15 protein-coding genes are annotated in these 16970 nt (G+C 52.7%); 9 read left to right on the forward strand and 6 right to left on the reverse strand.

All coding sequences use genetic code 11. The features are described 5' to 3' along the window. The first annotated feature begins 29 nt into the window (after window positions 1–29). From D9K61_RS07105 to D9K61_RS07135, 7 genes are all read left to right on the forward strand, one after another. On the forward strand, window positions 30–1244 hold the full coding sequence (locus D9K61_RS07105; RefSeq protein ID WP_162946789.1) for an MFS transporter: 1215 nt from the start codon (window positions 30–32) through the stop codon (window positions 1242–1244). Between the two features lie 71 nt (window positions 1245–1315). Then, on the forward strand, window positions 1316–2014 hold the full coding sequence (locus D9K61_RS07110) for an RraA family protein (protein WP_120632565.1): 699 nt from the start codon (window positions 1316–1318) through the stop codon (window positions 2012–2014). Between the two features lie 310 nt (window positions 2015–2324). Next, window positions 2325–2888 (forward strand): recombinase family protein, encoded by a 564-nt coding sequence (locus D9K61_RS07115; protein WP_120632642.1) that lies wholly within the window; start codon window positions 2325–2327, stop codon window positions 2886–2888. Continuing rightward, on the forward strand, window positions 2888–3799 hold the full coding sequence (locus D9K61_RS07120; RefSeq protein ID WP_120632566.1) for an ABC-three component system protein: 912 nt from the start codon (window positions 2888–2890) through the stop codon (window positions 3797–3799). The genes D9K61_RS07115 and D9K61_RS07120 overlap by 1 nt, the downstream gene beginning before the upstream one ends. After that, the gene (locus tag D9K61_RS07125) at window positions 3796–4041 is read left to right on the forward strand and encodes an ABC-three component system middle component 6 (RefSeq protein WP_120632567.1); all 246 of its coding nucleotides are present in this window, start codon (window positions 3796–3798) and stop codon (window positions 4039–4041) included. Before D9K61_RS07120 ends, D9K61_RS07125 begins: the two co-directional genes overlap by 4 nt. After that, window positions 4038–5798 carry an ABC-three component system protein gene (locus D9K61_RS07130; RefSeq protein ID WP_120632568.1) on the forward strand — a complete coding sequence of 587 codons (1761 nt, stop codon included), beginning with the start codon at window positions 4038–4040 and terminating at the stop codon, window positions 5796–5798. The genes D9K61_RS07125 and D9K61_RS07130 overlap by 4 nt, the downstream gene beginning before the upstream one ends. A 125-nt stretch (window positions 5799–5923) precedes the next feature. After that, complete coding sequence (locus D9K61_RS07135; protein ID WP_120632569.1) at window positions 5924–6886, forward strand: hypothetical protein; 963 nt, start codon at window positions 5924–5926, stop codon at window positions 6884–6886. Window positions 6887–7056: 170 nt separating this feature from the next. Here D9K61_RS07135 and D9K61_RS07140 read toward each other — a convergent pair whose 3' ends face one another. The 3 genes from D9K61_RS07140 to D9K61_RS07155 all read right to left on the reverse strand — a co-directional run bounded on the left by D9K61_RS07140 (window position 7057) and on the right by D9K61_RS07155 (window position 9488). After that, a complete protein-coding gene (locus D9K61_RS07140) occupies window positions 7057–8025 on the reverse strand; it encodes a hypothetical protein (protein WP_120632570.1) in 969 nt (322 codons plus the stop codon). 412 nt (window positions 8026–8437) lie between these two features. Then, window positions 8438–8680 carry a WGR domain-containing protein gene (locus tag D9K61_RS07150; protein WP_120632572.1) on the reverse strand — a complete coding sequence of 81 codons (243 nt, stop codon included), beginning with the start codon at window positions 8678–8680 and terminating at the stop codon, window positions 8438–8440. Next, on the reverse strand, window positions 8670–9488 hold the full coding sequence (locus D9K61_RS07155; protein WP_120632573.1) for a WYL domain-containing protein: 819 nt from the start codon (window positions 9486–9488) through the stop codon (window positions 8670–8672). The genes D9K61_RS07150 and D9K61_RS07155 overlap by 11 nt, the downstream gene beginning before the upstream one ends. 73 nt (window positions 9489–9561) lie before the next feature. On the opposite strand from D9K61_RS07155, the gene D9K61_RS07160 reads away from it, so the two are divergent. Then, window positions 9562–10704, forward strand: a complete 1143-nt coding sequence (locus D9K61_RS07160) for an exonuclease SbcCD subunit D (protein ID WP_120632643.1) — start codon at window positions 9562–9564, stop codon at window positions 10702–10704. Then, window positions 10704–13763 carry an AAA family ATPase gene (locus D9K61_RS07165; protein ID WP_120632574.1) on the forward strand — a complete coding sequence of 1020 codons (3060 nt, stop codon included), beginning with the start codon at window positions 10704–10706 and terminating at the stop codon, window positions 13761–13763. Before D9K61_RS07160 ends, D9K61_RS07165 begins: the two co-directional genes overlap by 1 nt. A 405-nt stretch (window positions 13764–14168) precedes the next feature. Here the strand turns inward: D9K61_RS07165 and D9K61_RS07170 are convergent, their stop codons facing one another. From D9K61_RS07170 to D9K61_RS07180, 3 genes are read right to left on the reverse strand one after another with little or no spacing between them, the layout of a single operon-like run. Beyond that, on the reverse strand, window positions 14169–15341 hold the full coding sequence (locus D9K61_RS07170; protein ID WP_120632575.1) for a UxaA family hydrolase: 1173 nt from the start codon (window positions 15339–15341) through the stop codon (window positions 14169–14171). Continuing rightward, on the reverse strand, window positions 15322–15588 hold the full coding sequence (locus D9K61_RS07175) for a UxaA family hydrolase (protein WP_120632576.1): 267 nt from the start codon (window positions 15586–15588) through the stop codon (window positions 15322–15324). Before D9K61_RS07175 ends, D9K61_RS07170 begins: the two co-directional genes overlap by 20 nt. Then, a complete protein-coding gene (locus tag D9K61_RS07180) occupies window positions 15585–16970 on the reverse strand; it encodes an aldehyde dehydrogenase (protein ID WP_120632577.1) in 1386 nt (461 codons plus the stop codon). Before D9K61_RS07180 ends, D9K61_RS07175 begins: the two co-directional genes overlap by 4 nt.

Raw genomic sequence — 16970 nt, forward strand, 5'->3', positions numbered from 1 at the left:
AAGGATAAGTCAGTTAAGGAAGCTCAATCGTGTCCCGCAACGAAACCCTCCAATTCATCAATCTGGCTCATTTCTTTGACCATTTCTTCCTGCTTATTTTTCCGACTGCCGCACTCGCCATAGCCCCCGCATGGGACATGAGCTACGCCAATGTGCTTTTGCTCGGGTCGCCCGTTTACATCATGTTTGCTTTAGGCACGCTTCCAGCCGGTTGGCTCGGTGACAGGCTGGATCGATTGACATTGATCGCAGTCTTTTTCCTAGGCTGTGGCGCATCAAGCATATGGGTGGCGATGTCTGAGAGCACTCTGGCTATGACAGTTGGTCTTGGCTTCCTGGGCCTATTTGCGGCAATTTACCATCCGGTCGGTCTCGCCCATATCACCCAAGTCGGACTGCGTTCAGGACGTGCGTTGGCCATAAATGGCGTCTTCGGCAACATGGGGTTAGCGGGGGCCGCCGTTCTGACCGCCATTCTCTCTAAACATGTGGGATGGGAGGCGGCGTTCTTTGTTCCGGGTGGCATCTCGGTTGCAATTGGGGTGGTGTTATTGATTAGGAGCAGAAAACAGGGATACGCATCTCGGCAAAATGAAGAGGCCCGAACCGGAACGCCTCACAGTAGCAATCGCAAGACGCAAATGCGTGTCTTTGCAGTTGTTTGTGTGTCTGCACTTTTAGGAGGGTTAATCTTTAATGCGGTTACGATCTCGTTGCCAAAGTTCTTCGATGAACGGCTTGTAGGCGTCGGGGGTGATCTCACATGGGTGGGGGCATCGGCAGGACTGGTCTTCGCCATCGCTGCCTTTGCACAATTACCTGTGGGAGAATTGCTTGACCGGATTGGAGCCCGACCAATTCTACTGACGTTGCTAAGCTGTCAGGTGTTATGTTTGCTCTTGTTGACGCAGGCGACGGGCATAATTGCTCTTGCACTCTCACTTGCTTTGGTCACGTTCATATTTGCTGAAATCCCAATCACAACCTGGTTGCTCGGACACTATCTCGAACCGGGCATTCGATCTCGTGCTGTTTCCGTGGAATATGTCATGTCTCTTGGAGTTGGTGCCACCGCTGTACCATTCATTGCTATGTTTCATGCCAAAGGGATCGGCTTTGACGTTCAGCTTTTTGGCCTCGCAGCAGCGGCTTCGGGTATATTTATAGCCGCGGTGTTCTTACCGAAAGACAAACTGACGAATGCTCCGCATCCCTCAGGTTATCTGCCTGCACGAAACGAATAGCCCGGAGCTTGCATCCCAGGATTCGAGCAGCCGAACTCACTGTAAAATTGAAGAGCCGGAAGAGAGAGCCTATGATAGAAGAACCAACGCCATTGACTGTCAGGAAAAATTTTTCACGACCGACTGAGGATCAAATCGCAGCCTTCCAAGGCATACCGACCGGCTTTGTGGCCGATGCACTTGGCGGCGGCGGGGCGTTTTCCTCTTCGATCCGTCCCATTGGTGAGGGGCGGGACATAAAGTGTATTGCCGCCGGTCCTGCTATAACAGCGGCCAATGGTCCCGCAGATATTCTGGCGACCATTGCAGCCCTGAACTTCGTAAAGCCGGGAGATATACTGGTTGCAGCGGTTGATGGCCATCAGGGGTGTTCCGCTGCGGGGGATCGCGTGATCGGAATGCTCAAGAATGCAGGCGGAGCCGCTTTTGTCACCGACGGACCGGTCCGCGACTATGTCGGCATTGTGGGCGTGGGGCTTCCAGTTTGGTGTACCGGCCTCAATCCCGCGTCTCCTTACACATCCGGGCCAGGTCGGGTTGGTGTATCCATTCAAATCGCAGGGCAAAATGTCAGCAGCGGCGACATGATCATTGCCGACCAGGATGGTGTGGTTGTTGTCCCATTTGACCAAATCGATGACGTTATCGAGAATCTGAACCATATCCGCGATCTTGAAATGAAGCTGGACGCGGAGGTTTCAGCAGGTCGGACGGTTTCACAAACGGCCTTGGATATGCTCTCGGACAGCCGAACCACGTACCTGTCTTAGTGGTATAGAGGTATCGTAAAATGAGTACCCGACGCTGAATTCCAGCCAAAGCGGAGATTGGAAATCTTAAAGAGAAGGTCGGGAATATCAGCATTGCCGACCTTGCCACACCCTGAACCGGCAAGGGCAAAAATCTGCCAAAACCACTGGCATTTCGCCGGGGGTTTTTGACCGGGTTATGTGTTTGATTTGGTGTAGAGTAGGGCGGGGTGGCAGAAACGACCCTTTTTGCGGCAGTTTTCATGTCGCCGCTAAGTCATTGATTCCGATTGCGCTGGACTGCCGCAAAAACCTCGTGCAAAAGGGATCCATGAAAATTGGCTACGCACGAGTGTCCACGGAGGAACAGAACCTTGATCTACAGATCGAGGCGCTGACCGAAGCCGGGTGCGACCGGATCATCACCGACCAAGCGCAAAGTGGCATGAAAGCGGCTGAAACGCGCGCGGGTTTTTCAGAAGCAATGGAGCTTCTAGACGACGGTGATCTTCTGGTGGTCTGGAAGTTGGACAGGGTGGGGCGGTCCATTGCTGATCTCATACACCTTCTGAAGCTTTTCGGGGATCGCGGCATAGAATTCCGTAGCCTGACGGACGGGATCGACACGACGACCGCAGGTGGGCGACTAGTGTTTCACATTATGGGAGCCTTGGCAGAGTTTGAGCGCGACTTGATCCAGGAACGCACCAAGGCTGGGCTTGCCGCTGCGAAGAAGCGCGGCAAACGACTTGGCCGACCTCCTGCGCTGACACCCGCACAAATCCAGCACGCGAAGGCGGCGATATCGGCAAGGCGAGAGACAGTTTCGGGCATGGCAGAGATACTTGGGGTAAACCGCAGCACCATCCAGCGCGCCATCGGGGCAACCCGGTAATGGACGCGCTTCAGAAACATCTTTTCCAGCTCAAATTCCGCATCGCCTTCCTTGAAAGCCAAGGGAAGGCGTTCGAGGATCTGTTTTCTCGGATTATGGGTCACGCCTTCGCCGGCGATTTCCAGGCTGTGCGGCCATATGGGAATAAGGGCGATCTGAAGTGTGACGGTTACCGAGGAAGCGACAAGACCGTTTTTCAGTGCTATGCGCCGAAAACAACCAAGCTTGATAAGCTTCAGGCGAAGGTCGACGAAGATTTCAATGGTGCGGTCGCGCATTGGGGGCCGCGCATGGAGCGCTGGTCCTTTGTACACAACGACGACGATGGCCTTCCTGCCGATGTGATTCAGCAGTTAATCGATCTTGGTCAGGCCAATCAGAGCGTGTCGCTCGGCCAGATGAGCTACCCAGAGATTTTCGATGTTACGATGTCGCTGGCAGCTCCACACCTCGAAGACTTGTTCGGTCCGGCTCCTACGCAGCGCACGCTTGCACAACTCGATTTCGAGGCTCTGCGTCCTGTCGTCATGCTAATCCAGCGGATTGATCCAGATGAGAATCCGTCCCTGGCGGCACCTTCTGCATCAAAACTGAAGGCGAACGACCTGTCCGACGATGCAGCAGAACTTTTGCGTCAAGGGCGTCGCAGAGAGCGACTGGTCGAGGATTTCTTCAACCAGTTTCCGAATCCCGACTTTGGTGAGGAGATCGCTCAGGGCTTCCGTGATCGCTACCACGAGCTGAAGCAGCAAGGCCACTCGGCAGATCATATTTTCATGGAGCTTCAGCACTTCGCGGGGGGAATGAGCGGAACACCGCAGCATCAAGCCGCTGTTCTGGCCGTCATGTCGTATTTCTTCGAGCGCTGCGACATTTTTGAGGATTATGTGGAAGCGGAGGCCGACACATGATCCTTCCGACCAAACATATCCGTCCCGAACGCGCGCTCCTGACCGTGGGTGCCGATATACTCGCGTGCCTGAAGCGACCGATGACAGTGTCACGGGTATGGGACGAAGTGCGAGAGCAGCGTGGCGAAGCAGCAGGGGTGGCGCCCATAAACTACGATTGGTTCATTCTCGCCCTTGATCTCCTGTTTATCACAAAGGCGGTCAGTTTTGAAAATGGCCTACTTCGTAAGGGCGCGCCATGATCCACAACCTCACAAGTGATCTGGAGAGTTTCAAAAGCCTGACCTTCGGTCCGGGTCTAAACATTCTCTTGGCTGAGAAGACGGCGCAATCAACGGATCGGCAGACGCGAAACGGGGCAGGGAAGACCAGTTTTGTCGAACTGGTCCACTTTATCTATGGCGGCAACGCCAAGCCTGACAGCATCTTTCGCTCCGATGAACTGAAACCGCACACCTTCGAAATGCAGACCGATATCAGTGGGCATACGATTTCTGCCGCGCGGTCTGGCACGAAGCCTGCACGCATCAGACTTCAGGGCGAGACGGAGCATTGGCCGATCAAACCCGAACTGGACAACAAGACCGGCGACCTCGTGCTGTCGAACACCAACTGGCGAGCCGATCTGGGCGCTTTGCTATTCGATCTGCCAACGGACCCGGAGGCAATAAGTCGGTTCGGACCGACTTTCCGTTCACTCTTTTCCTATTTTGCGCGGCGACAAGGAAGTGGAGGGTTCGTTCAGCCAACGCAGCAATCCGGACCACAGCAGAATTGGGACCAGCAGGTCGCAATATCTTACCTTCTCGGGTTGGATGCCAGCATTGCACAGCAGTTTCAGGAAACGCGTGCGCAAGAGAGTGCAATGGCGGAGCTGCGGAAAGCGGCGAAGAAAGGCGACTTGGGTGAGTTTTATGGAAACTCTGCCGACTTTCGAACGCGGTTGGCGATCGCAGAAACCAAGGCCCGTCAACTTCAGAAGCAACTCGCTGAGTTCAACGTCGTTCCGGAATATGCATCGATGGAGCAGGAAGCTTCAGAGATTACGCGCTCTATTTCCTCCATCAACGACGACAACCTGATTGATCGAGAACTTGTGCTGCAGCTGAGAACAGCCTTGGAGAGCGAAGAACCACCTGCGATCACCAACGTCGAAAGGCTATACCACGAAGCTGGTGTCGTTCTTCCGGAGGCGGTAGGGCGCAGATTCGAAGAGGTGTCGGAGTTTCATGAGGCCATCATTCGAAACCGCCAGACTCATCTTTCGGCGGAGATCACTGCTGCAGAAGCACGCATTGCAGAACGGGAAGCGCAGCGACTAGAGTTGGATCGACGCCGGGGCCAGCTCATGGGCATTCTTCAATCGGGGGGCGCGCTGGAACACTACTCACGCCTTCAGGAAGAGGCCGGGCGCACCGAAGCGAAAGTAGAAGCATTGCGTCAGCAGTTGGAGATTGCCGAGCGGATTGAGAGCACGAAAGTCCAGCTCGACATCGAGCGAGCCCGTTTGCAGCAAGCGCTTCAAGCCGACCTTCATGAGCGCAATGATATCACGAATGATGCCATCGTGATTTTCGAAGAACTGTCCACCTCGCTCTACGAGCAGGCCGGGCATCTGACAATTGCTGCGACACCCAATGGTCCCACGTTCGAGGTGGCAATCGATGCACAGCGGAGCAAAGGCATCAACAGCATGCAGATCTTCTGTTTCGATCTGATGTTGGCCGAACTGACGGCGAAACGTGGAATTGGGCCAGGCTTCCTCATCCATGACAGTCATCTTTTCGATGGCGTTGATGAAAGACAGGTCGCCAAGGCTCTGCAGCTTGGAGCTAATCATGCCGAAAGAGTCGGCTTCCAATATATCGTGACCATGAACTCAGATGCGCTGCCCGTGGACGGGTTTCAAGACGGTTTTGATGTGCACCAGTACGTCAATCCGACCCGCCTTACAGACGAAGAAGAAACGGGTGGCCTGTTTGGCCTCAGATTTGGATAGCGGTGGATCGACTGGGTAGATTTCGCGCACGGCTTAAATTCAAACTAGGCATCTAATTTCAACTTGCAGAGCATACGCGCGATAGTCTATTTCGTTCGATCCGCGCTAGAGGACCTGGTTGGAAAATGTCTGAGATATTCGAGAACGCAATCACCTCAATCAAACTTGGTATTGAGGATTTCCAGACCGGTGACGACGACCGGATGCTGAGTGCCGCGCGCAACTACTACGCGGGCCTTCTTCTGCTTGCCAAGGAATGCTTGGTCAACGCGGTCCCGGAAGCTGATGCGATGGATGTCATTGGGGCAAAATTCAAGCCTGTCCCAGACGGTGATGGCGGAGTTGATCACGTCGTCATGGGATACACAACTGTTGATCTTGCTCAACTCAAGACCCGCTTCAAGGACTTCGGGCTGGCCTGGCCCGATGCAAATATTACTAACCTTCAAAGGTTCCGGAATGATCTGGAACATCATCATCTGAAGGAACCTGCAAGCGCCTTGAGCGAAGCAATCGCATCGTCATTTCCAATGGTAGTCGATTTCTTCAAGATTCTTGATGAAGACCCGCAGGAATACCTGCAAGATGTCTGGGAAACAATCCTTGCGGAAAGGGCGGCTTTCGAAAAAGTGCAGGTCGCTTGCTTGGCAAGTTTGGAGCCCGTCGGATGGCCTGCAGATGTTGAGCACCTTGACAGGATGAATTGCCCAAACTGTCAATCATCGTTGATTGGCCAGGCTGATCCAGAAAACACGAACCATGAAGCGATAAACGGAAAATGCTTTCAATGTGGCGAAGAAATTGGCTTTGAGAAAATGATGGAGTTGGTTGTCAAAGCCAGCTACGAAATCTCCGCATATCTGATGGCAAAAGAGGGCCTGTCCCCTGCCATTGCAGACTGTCCGCATTGCACTGCCACCGCATATGTTGAAACCGGCGAAGACAGTATCTGCTTCGTGTGTGGTGAAAGCATCGCTGGGACCTGTTACCGGTGTTCCGCAGACATTGACGTGAACGAGTACAGCTATGATCACGAAGGTCTTTGTAGCTATTGCGCTCACATGGCAGAAAAGATGATGCGGGAGTGACGATCAATACCTTCGCGCAAGCACGTTGGTTCAAATCATGGCCTGACAAAGGCAACGGCCTGAACACCGGCGACCAGCATGGCGCATAGAGGGCATCTGTCTATAATGCGGGACAATCCTGCTTTCCGGTTCAAACGCAATTAGCGCACACTTGCCGGTTAGATTTGGTTTCACTGATGTATGAATGTTTCTTCCCAACAGCTTTGACAGAGATCACCACCAATATCGGACTCAACTCCTGGCGTCAGAAGTTGCCCACATGTACGGCATTCTTCCTTTGGGTCGTAACCGCAGAGAAAACAAGTCGGCTCCTCTATCGCAAGAACGAAAGCCTCCCGTTCACATTTTGGACATTCGATCCAAGCAGGTTCTCCACCTTGCGTCATTGTCAGATACGCGTCGGCATAGAAGGAGTGTTGCACCAGAAGCTCGACAAAGTCTTCAGTTCCATATGCAGCACCGCAGCCGTGGCAAAGGGCGTCGATCATTTGCGGATCAGAGTTTTCCGAATCTGATTGTTTCAAAAGGCTGAGGCCGCAAGTGGTGCATGCTGCAGGCTCATCTGTGGTGAAGTGATTGGCCCAAGGCAGTTCCGATAATGAGGCCAAGCATTCCTCGACGAGTTTCACGTAAAGCTGTTCTTGCTCGGCCATGAATGTCCATGATGCCCCCAAGTGATCAGCTGGGTTCTCGCCAAGTAGATCAAAGAATTCGGCGACGATCGGATAACATGCTCCAACAGTCTTCTTGATATCCTTTTGGGAGTGAGGATGGGAGAAGTGCTCCACTGCATTTCGCATTCTACGCAACAAAGTGAAGGCGGTCTTGGCGTCCCCCTTGACCCAGTTAAGGTCGAAATCTGCAAACCGCTGTTCAAGGTCTCCAACATCGATTGTAGCATGCCCTCTGGCCCTAATTTGCACATTCCCATGGCCATCTGGGACGAGTTTGTGCCGTGCGGCGAGCACGATAGCTGGATCTGCAGATTCCGCTCGGCTCAGCAAGCATGCTTTGCCTAATAACACTACGCCCGCGTGAAAATTTCGGATCGCGCTCAATGCCCGTTTGGGGTCATCCGTTTGGATGTCCTCAATGCCAAGCGCTATCGAACTTGTCGCATTTTCAAGAATTGTAGCCACGGTTCTTTAAACCTTTAGTCTTTGGTCACGTGCTGTCCGCAACAAATTTCGCGGTGACCATGCGTGACCACATTCCATGCAACAGCTTTGGAGCGGGAAGCACGGTTTACTTCTTTCGACCCGGACGCTGAGTTAGCGCTGATCCCGCAGCAGACTTTGCCGCCTTAGACGCATTTGGATTCCGGAGCGTTTTTGACGCAGCGCTAGCGGCTCTCCTGCTCGTGACTTCGTTGGCACCGCTCTTGCTCCTCACCTGTGTCAATGCAGAACCTGCCGCACTTTTCGCCGCTTTGCTCGCAGTAGGGCTGCGCAGCGTCTTCGAAGCTGCAGATGCTGCCCGCCTTCCAGTCACCTCTGTGTTACGTTTCCTGGTCATTGTAGTCCTCCATAATTTTGATCGAGTTGCTGTAACTTAGTGATTGACAGGCTGATAGAGCGTGTAGCCACGCGCGAGTTTCTGATTGACTAGTTTGGTGATGGCTTTTCGTGCTTCCAATTCAGTATCGTAACAATCCCGACGATGCCTGCCCCACGAACCGCTACGACCCCATTGGCGGTGAACGCGGTGATCGTTGAACAGGTCTTTCTCAAGTTCCACACAGTAAAACCGATCCATATTGAGTTCAGGATCAACACGTTTCATATCAATCTGCATCGATCTCCTCCTTGGTCATGGGAATGTGTTTGATCGAAAGGCATTCAAGTCGCGGAAACTCCTGATCGAGTCCCCAGCGTCGTGTGGTGTAAAATTCGAGGGCCTGGCGAATGCGTATTTCCAAGACGTCTTCCGTGAAACCAAACTCGGTTCGAACAACCCTTTGTTGCGAGGCTGCCAATCGTTCATGGGGTCGTAGTTCTAAGACCGACCATGTAAACCATTCGTCATCGCGAGGAATATCTTCAATTCTTGATGATTTGAGAAACGACAAATCAAGATCAATGCGAGAGGGGATGAAATCTCGGAACTGATTGCGCGTAAAACAATACGCGCGAACGTGCAATCGGACACCATCAGAGACAAAGCGCAAGGGCGCAATCATGCGGGTTTCTGGTTCAGGATCGCGCATCGATTGATAGACTATTTCGACCGACTGACCTCCTCGAATGGCTCGATAAAGCGGCAAGAAAGCATGTACGTTTTGAGTGCGCTGAAGGTCAGGGAGCTCATCATAAACAGATTGTGTATCGCCATCAAAGAGCTCTAAGAGCTCGGACGTTGCAGCGGGTCCTGTCAACCGCTGAAAGCCCTTTTGAGCAAGATATTGGCGTGAGGTTGCATCGTAGATGAGAGCGTCATCATCGACTTCTTTTAGATAAGAGCGAAAATCCAATGCAGCCTGTGCATTGGAAATCCCAAACTGCTGAATAAGCGATGCGCGCGTCGCAGCCCCGTTCCAAAAGAACAGTCGGTCCAGATACTCCAGCCGTTTACGCTGGGCGTATTTCAAATCTTCAAATGCCATTCGTTAGCATTAGCTTGACTCTCATTATTTGTCCATATAAAAAATACACGTGCAAAAAGTAACGGAGTGCAGCATGCGAATCCTTCACACAGCAGATTGGCACCTTGGAAAGACCTTTCGGAAAGTGTCGCTGATGGATGATCAGGGGCATGTTTTAGACCAAATTCTTAATGCGGTGGTCGAGAATGACATTCAGGTGTTGATCGTCGCTGGCGATATATATGACAAGCAAGCGCCATCTGAGGCTGCTGTTGCGCTGTTTTGCAGTTTCATTGAGCGTGTCTATGAAGAGACTGATGCTGCGATTGTCATCATTGCGGGCAATCACGATTCTGGACAAAGGCTTGCCGGGCCGACCAAGCTTTATGATCGTAATCGCATTTTGATCAGGGGAACATTGGCGCGGGATGAACACCCGATCGTCTTGGATGATGAACATGGTCCTGTCGCTTTTTCGGCACTTCCATATGGCGAAATATTTGCAGCTCGGCGCGCATTTGACGATGAAACCATCCGGTCGCCCGAGGACGTATTGAGGTTTGAGGTGGATGCAGCTCGCGCGCTAAAGCCTGAAGGTGCCCGATGGGTAATCGTCGCGCACGCATTTGTAACAGGCAGTCTTCCCAGCGAATCCGAACGTACATTGTCGGTGGGCACGGTTGAGACCGTATCCAGCAGCCTTTTTGACGGTGCCAATTATGTCGCGCTTGGTCACTTACATCGCTCTCAAACCGCTGGAAATGAGACCATACGTTACAGCGGATCACCTCTGGCCTTTGGCTTTGATGAGGCTGACACGACAAAGACCATGGCCCTGTTTAATCTGTCCGCTGATGGTAGCCTTGAGAATTTCAGAGAGATTGCGTTTGAACCGCTGCGAAAAGTTAGGGAGGTCAGGGGCCTGATGGCCGATTTGGTCGCTGAGGCAGAGAAGTCTCCAAGCGAGGATTACATCAGCGCTATTTTTCTTGATGAAGGTTCGGTGGTCGAGCCAGCGGCGCAATTGCGGCCGTACTACCCAAATGTTTTGCAGACCTTGCGCGAGAAAAAACGCGAGCTGGTTCATGCAAGTGCGGGTCGGGCACATTCTAAATTGGACGATCCAATGGGTGTGATCAGCGAATTTGTTGAGTTTGTGCGCGGCGAGAAACCCAATGAAGCTGAGACCGATGTTGTGACGAAAATTGTCGACCAACCGGTGCGGAAGGAAGTGTAATGCGTCCCATTCGCCTCACGTTAAACGCCTTTGGTCCCTATGCTGGAAGAGAAGTAGTAGATTTTACCGCTGCGCTCGATGCTGGAATATTTGGCATCTATGGGGATACAGGTGCAGGTAAAACCACAATATTTGATGGGATTGCATTTGCTTTGTTTGGGCAATCATCAGGTGCTGAAAGAGCCTCTGATGACATGCTGTCTGATTATGCTGACCCCAAAGACATTACTGAGGTCGAGCTCGTCTTTGATCTTGGTGAGAAACGCTATGTTGTTCGCCGCATTCCCAGACAGGAGCGTGCCTCCAATCGAGGGGAAGGGACGACTTCTCAGGCGCATGAGGCTTATCTGTTTGATGCGACCGGGCTAACCTTGGATCAGATCACGAAAGACAATTCTGGCGAGATGCTGTCTGAAAAGAAAACAAGCCAGGTCGATCCTATGATCAGAGATCTGCTTGGCTATGACGCCGCTCAGTTCAGGCAAATCGTCTTGCTGCCACAAGGTGAGTTCCGTAAAATTCTCACCGCCAATTCAGACGATCGGGCGCCGATATTAAAGCGGCTGTTTGATGTCTCTCTCTATGAGAACTTCATGCAGAAAATTCGCACTCAAGCCGCGAATATGCATCGTGAGATCAAGGACGAACGTATTGTCAGGGACACAACACTTGAGGGCCTGACAGAACAAGAGCTCAAAGACGATATCGCATCACGTGACAAATCCATCGCTGAGCTTGGTGAAAAACTAAAGACGCTGGCAACGCAAGCAGCCACACATCAAAAAACCCTCACCGAAGGAGAAACACTGCTCGCGAAGTTTAAGTCTTTGTCCGACGCCAAGAAGGATGAAGGGGAACTTAAGTCAAAAGCAAAGACAATCAAAGCCTATCAGGCCCGCGTTTCAGTCGCGCGCGCTGCACAATCGGTTCTTCCGGCTGAAACGGTTCGCGATCGTACAAAGCAAGATTTGATAGATGCGTCAAAACTCAAGACAGATGCCGATATTGCACTCGGCTTGGCCACAACATCCCATGAGGCAGCGGTGGCAGAACAAGAACGTGTAGCCAAACAAAAACCGCGGCGCGACAAAGCTGCCGCGATGGTTCAAAAGCTCGAACGTTGGGAGGGGATTCTAGAAAAAGCGGCTTCACTTCAAGGTCCGGTGGCCGAGGCCAAGCAAGCCCACCGGAAGGCTGAAACGGCTGAAGTGGAAGCAAAGAGCGCAGAGGCTGCTGCCAATCAGAAACTAGGTGAGATTCAAGCCCTTCAACGAGCGATACCTGAACATACAAAAGCGGTCAGCGCCGCAACGACAGATTTGGCAGCACTCCAACGCGAAGCGGAGATAACCGGCCAGTTCGAAGCCTGTCTGTTGAAGAGAAATCAGCAAGCGACAAATCTCACGTCCCTGCTCCAAGATCACAAAAAAGCGGACTCCTATCTGACAAAATGTCAGGAAGCGTTTTCAAAAGCCGAACAGGAACTGACCGATATTCAAGCCTTGCATGTCGCCCGAAAGCTCAGCGCAGGTAAACCTTGTCCTGCATGCGGATCAACAGAGCACCCAGATCCAGCAACGGGTGACCCAGAACGTCTTGGGCGTCATGAAAACTTCGAAGCGGCAGAGCGATCGCGCGATACGGCAGCGGAAGAAGAACGCGCGGCGAAGGGCCTTGTCGCAACGGGCGAGGCCATATTGGCTGAACGGCAGCAAGAACTTGATGCGTTGACAAAGCCCGAACGCAGCCGCGGAACGCTTGCGCCGTTGCTGCAAACCGCCAAGGAAACAAGAGAAAAACTGGAAGGCGATACGCGGTTCAACGATTTGGCAGAGCGTCTCTCCAGAGCTGAAAGCGCTTCAAATGATACCCTGAAGGCCCGCGAAGAAGCATCAAGAGAAGTTGGTTTGCAAATGCAAGCGGTGTCCAATGCACAGACCGCGCTGACCACAACACTCGCGGAAGTGCCTGAAAATAGGCGAAGTCTGCCGTCGCTAACGGAAGACTTGACGACGGCGCGCGCCGAGCAGTCTTGCTTCGAGCAGGAAAACACAACCGCGATTGACGCGGAGAAAGCCGCAGGTCTTCAATTGGCATCTGCAAAAGAAGGTCACCGCAACGCCAGCACAAACCTGTCTAAGGTAGAAACAGCATCAAAGAAGGCGGAAGAAGATTTTTCAAAGAGTTTGGAGGCATCCAAACTGAGTGAAGAAGGCTATAAATCTGCAAAATCTGATGTCGCCCATTTGGAGGAACTTGAAACGGCAATCCAATCTCATACCAATCAGGTTGCTTCACACAAAGACCGGTTGGAACGGTTGATTGAGGACATTGGAGATCAGGAACGCCCTGACATTGAGGCTCTTACAGCTATTGCCAAAGCGTGCACAGATGAATTGGACAATGGTCGATCTGAGCAGGCGAGACTGAATTCTGAACTTGAGCGCAAAAACGAGGTATTCGCAACGATCACAGCGCTTTCTGCAAAGATCGCCGGTCTAGAGGAAAAATATGCCCCACTCGGTGAGATTGCGGGTCTCGTCAATGGCGACAATGACCTCAAAGTTAGGCTGCCTGAATTTGCAATCGCAGCGATGTTTGACGAGATTTTGGATGCTTCCAATCAACGCCTTGGGCCGATGACCAATCAGCGATTCCAACTTCATCGCCCAGTTGAGACGACGGGCGGACGATCAAAGCGTGGTCTTGATATTGCTGTCTTTGATGCCAATACAGAAAAGTCACGATCAACCACCAGTCTGTCTGGCGGCGAAGGGTTTCAAGCCTCTCTTGCGCTGGCCTTGGGGCTTTCAGATGTGGTCCAACAAAACAGTGGCGGCATAAAGTTGGACGCGATTTTCATCGATGAAGGGTTTGGCACATTGGACCAAGAGACATTAGATACAGCGCTTGAGACATTGTGTTCATTGACGGGCGAGATGCGCGCTGTTGGTCTGATTTCGCACACCGAGCAGGTTAAAGCTTTGATCACGGAAGGCTTTGATATTGAGGCGACGCCAAGTGGATCGCATATACATGCTCGGACAAGTGCAGCTTGAGCACCAAATAAGAGTTTTTGGCTCGCTTGTCCAAACAGAGTCTCTCAAAATACGAATCTCATATTTATGGCGCATTAATAAGGGTATGTCGGAGTCCTTCAATGCTGAGACTGCACAACCAATGAAAACAACCACTTAGTGTTTTCAATTGATGGGACTGGGGCAGGGGCCATAACCGACCTTCGCTGCGGGCCGCACTAACTAGCAAACAGCGGGACTCAACCGACATTGATGTTTTGCCATGTTGCTGACGCAGCATTTGTTCGCAGTTGCAGCAAGCTCTTTGCTGCAATGCGGCCTGCGTCGTGGAAGCGGCCGTTCAAAGCTACAATCTCGGAGGGTTTCTTAAGGCGATGGAAATGTCATGACATTCCTTACAAACTATCTCTGGTTTATAACGCTTGTTCAGAGTGGCGCTTGCGTGATCGGAAGGATGATCTGGCCCTCTTGAAGTTTTTCAGCACACGTCATCTGACCCTCGGAAATACGCCTCATCGCCATCCGGATTTCATCCGCAGCTTCGTCATAACGTGATTTCCCAGAAATCACATCTGACACGTCTAGGTCTATTGCGTCTGGCCAGTCAGATAAGGTCTTGGGGTTGCCGCAAATCTTGATTGTCGGGGCAAGTGGCAGTCCGGACGGATTAAAGACCCCCATCGCAAAAAGAGAGACTTGTGCGCCCCCCAATACCATGCCGGTAAGAGATGTCGGGCTGAAGAAAGGTGTGTTCATGAAGAAGAGGCCTTTCCCCTTAGGACGTTCCCCGAAATTCAACGCCCCTGCAAAGCGGCTGGTCCCGATCTTGCAAAGCGCACCCATGGTTTTTTCTGTTAATGTGCTGAGGCCGGCTTCTATGTTTTCTTGTGTTGGGTTCACCCCACGGTAATCAGTACCGTCCGAGTTCATCATTGCTTCTTCAGCGCTTAGATGTGCCAAAATAGCGTCAGCGATTTGAGGGGTCTTGGATTGCGCTCGGACGACATCTTCTCCACCTAAAAACTCCGCGGTTTCAGAGACAATAGCAGTGCCACCAGCTTCGATCAGTAGGTCAACAAAGCGACCAATGGCTGGATTAGCACAAAGTGCGGATGTCGCGTCTGATCCTCCGCACTCTAGTGCGACAGTGAGGTTTGATAGGTTGAATTCAGATTTTGATTGTCCTGCCGTTGCATCCAAAAGACTGCGCAGTTTCGTGGTCAAACTTTCCTGAGCTGCCTGCATTCCGCGTTGGGCCATGAGCGCGACAACAAAGATTGGTTTTTCGACTTCAGAGCAGACTGCCTGTAACCTGTCAGCAGAAGAGCGATCATGTGTGACGACAAGCGCTGCGCCAACATTTGGGTGCGCTATGATGGCTTTGATCATCTCTTCTTGAAGGGTGGCATCATCACCGCGCAACCCCCGCTGGAAAGCGGGCGTAATTGGTAGGACACCGGAAACTTGGGCGGCGGCGAGAGCCGTGACACGGTCGGTCAGTGCCACGGTCGAAAATGCGATGACGTGATTGCGAACGCCGATGCGCCCGTCGGCACGCCGCCACCCCTTTCCGATTGGATCATGCAATGTTGTGGACATGCACATGTTCTCCTTCGCGGATAGCAGTCTTGGCATGGCCTATGACAACACCGTACTTTAGAATTGCCTCACCTTTTGAAATAGAGACCAGCGCCACCTTGTGCCCAAAGGGGATACCTTGATCGATCGTCACGCCTCCGGCGATGGCGGTGCAGTCCAGTAGATCGTCAAGCACCGTCGCCACGTTGTCGCCCCCTTGGGTCTTTAGGGACAGGCGCAGGTCAGGCGATGGATCGGGGTTACTCATACCTGTCCTTTGCGGAAAACCGTATGTTCCTGCGTGTAGAAATGCAGGGTTGATGCGCCGTTTGAGCCCCCGACACCGAGCGACGAATTTTTGACCCCGACGAAGGGCGCGTGGTCTTCGGGGAAGCTGCCGCAGTTGACGTGTAGCATTCCGCTTTCAGCCTCAGCGATAAAGCGGTCGACCAGCGGCGTTTGCTCAGAATAGAGACAGGCCGAAAGGCCGAATTCTATGTCATTGCAGATTTCAAGGGCTTCGCTCGGAGTGTCATATGGGATGACAGCAAGGACCGGGCCAAAGACTTCTTCCCTTGCGACTTCCATGAGAGGTGTCACACCTGACAAGATCGTTGGCGCGAAAAAGTAGCCTCCGTTCTGGTCAATTCTTTGCCCGCCAGCCGCTACTTTTGCCCCTTCACTAACAGCGCGTTCGACGAAACCTGCAACATCATTGCGGGCCTTGTCCCCCATCAGCGGACCAATTGTTGTCGCCGGGTCAAGCCCATCGCCGACAACAGCGGAATTCGCGCGCGCGGCTAGTCCTTCAACGACCTGAGCTTCTATTTCACGACGTACGATGACGCGACTGATCGCCGTACAGCGTTGTCCACAAACCGCAAACGCAGCCATGTAAATCTGATCAAGCGTTGCGTCCAGATCGCTGGCATCATTCAAGATGGCCGGGTTCTTGCCACCAAGTTCCAGACTGATTTCGGCTAGATTTTCTGCGGCGGCCTTTGCAACAATGCGCCCAATGCCAACGGACCCGGTGAAGCTGATTGCGTTGACACCGTTTGCAGAGGTCAAGGCACCGCCCAAACTTCCGGACCCATAGGCGATTTGGAACAGGCCCTTGGGTAGGATTTCATCAGCCACCTCTTGCATGATAAATGCGGCACCGGGCGTGCTGATGGATGGTTTCAACACGATGGCATTGCCATAAACCAATGCCGGGATCGTCTTGCGGATTGGCGTGCTAAACGGAAAGTTCCAAGGGCTAATCCCCACAATCACGCCCCGCGGACGACGGGTGGAATACGTCACCGTACCCGGCTTTTGCGAGGGAAGGACCTCTCCGATCGGCGCCGAGGCGCGGTGTGTGGTGGCGCGACCTTCGCCCAGTGCTTTGTTCACCTCGCCACGGGATTCACCAATGACCTTGCCCATTTCGCGCGTAATCGCCGTTGCGATGTCTTCACGACGTTTTTCCAAACCATCCAGAAAGGCGCCGACGATTTTGCCACGCTCAGGTTGAGGAACCCGGGCCCATTCTCGTTGCGCTGCCCGTGCAGTCGCCATGATCGCGGGGACATCATCGGGCGATATTGTTGGAAACGATCCAACGACCTCGCTTGGATTGGCCGGGTTTTGAATTTCAACACGCAT

This window comes from Ruegeria sp. EL01 (genome assembly GCF_900313035.1).
Classification (GTDB): domain Bacteria; phylum Pseudomonadota; class Alphaproteobacteria; order Rhodobacterales; family Rhodobacteraceae; genus Ruegeria.

What these genes read in the sequence shown, in the direction of transcription:
- D9K61_RS07170 (WP_120632575.1), bottom strand. Translation starts at nt 15,341, where the DNA reads ATGTCCACAACATTGCATGATCCAATCGGAAAGGGGTGGCGGCGTGCC.
- D9K61_RS07110 (WP_120632565.1), top strand. Translation starts at nt 1,316, where the DNA reads ATGATAGAAGAACCAACGCCATTGACTGTCAGGAAAAATTTTTCACGA.
- D9K61_RS07120 (WP_120632566.1), top strand. Translation starts at nt 2,888, where the DNA reads ATGGACGCGCTTCAGAAACATCTTTTCCAGCTCAAATTCCGCATCGCC.
- D9K61_RS07115 (WP_120632642.1), top strand. Translation starts at nt 2,325, where the DNA reads ATGAAAATTGGCTACGCACGAGTGTCCACGGAGGAACAGAACCTTGAT.
- D9K61_RS07135 (WP_120632569.1), top strand. Translation starts at nt 5,924, where the DNA reads ATGTCTGAGATATTCGAGAACGCAATCACCTCAATCAAACTTGGTATT.
- D9K61_RS07180 (WP_120632577.1), bottom strand. Translation starts at nt 16,970, where the DNA reads ATGCGTGTTGAAATTCAAAACCCGGCCAATCCAAGCGAGGTCGTTGGA.
- D9K61_RS07155 (WP_120632573.1), bottom strand. Translation starts at nt 9,488, where the DNA reads ATGGCATTTGAAGATTTGAAATACGCCCAGCGTAAACGGCTGGAGTAT.
- D9K61_RS07125 (WP_120632567.1), top strand. Translation starts at nt 3,796, where the DNA reads ATGATCCTTCCGACCAAACATATCCGTCCCGAACGCGCGCTCCTGACC.
- D9K61_RS07165 (WP_120632574.1), top strand. Translation starts at nt 10,704, where the DNA reads ATGCGTCCCATTCGCCTCACGTTAAACGCCTTTGGTCCCTATGCTGGA.
- D9K61_RS07150 (WP_120632572.1), bottom strand. Translation starts at nt 8,680, where the DNA reads ATGCAGATTGATATGAAACGTGTTGATCCTGAACTCAATATGGATCGG.
- D9K61_RS07175 (WP_120632576.1), bottom strand. Translation starts at nt 15,588, where the DNA reads ATGAGTAACCCCGATCCATCGCCTGACCTGCGCCTGTCCCTAAAGACC.
- D9K61_RS07160 (WP_120632643.1), top strand. Translation starts at nt 9,562, where the DNA reads ATGCGAATCCTTCACACAGCAGATTGGCACCTTGGAAAGACCTTTCGG.
- D9K61_RS07130 (WP_120632568.1), top strand. Translation starts at nt 4,038, where the DNA reads ATGATCCACAACCTCACAAGTGATCTGGAGAGTTTCAAAAGCCTGACC.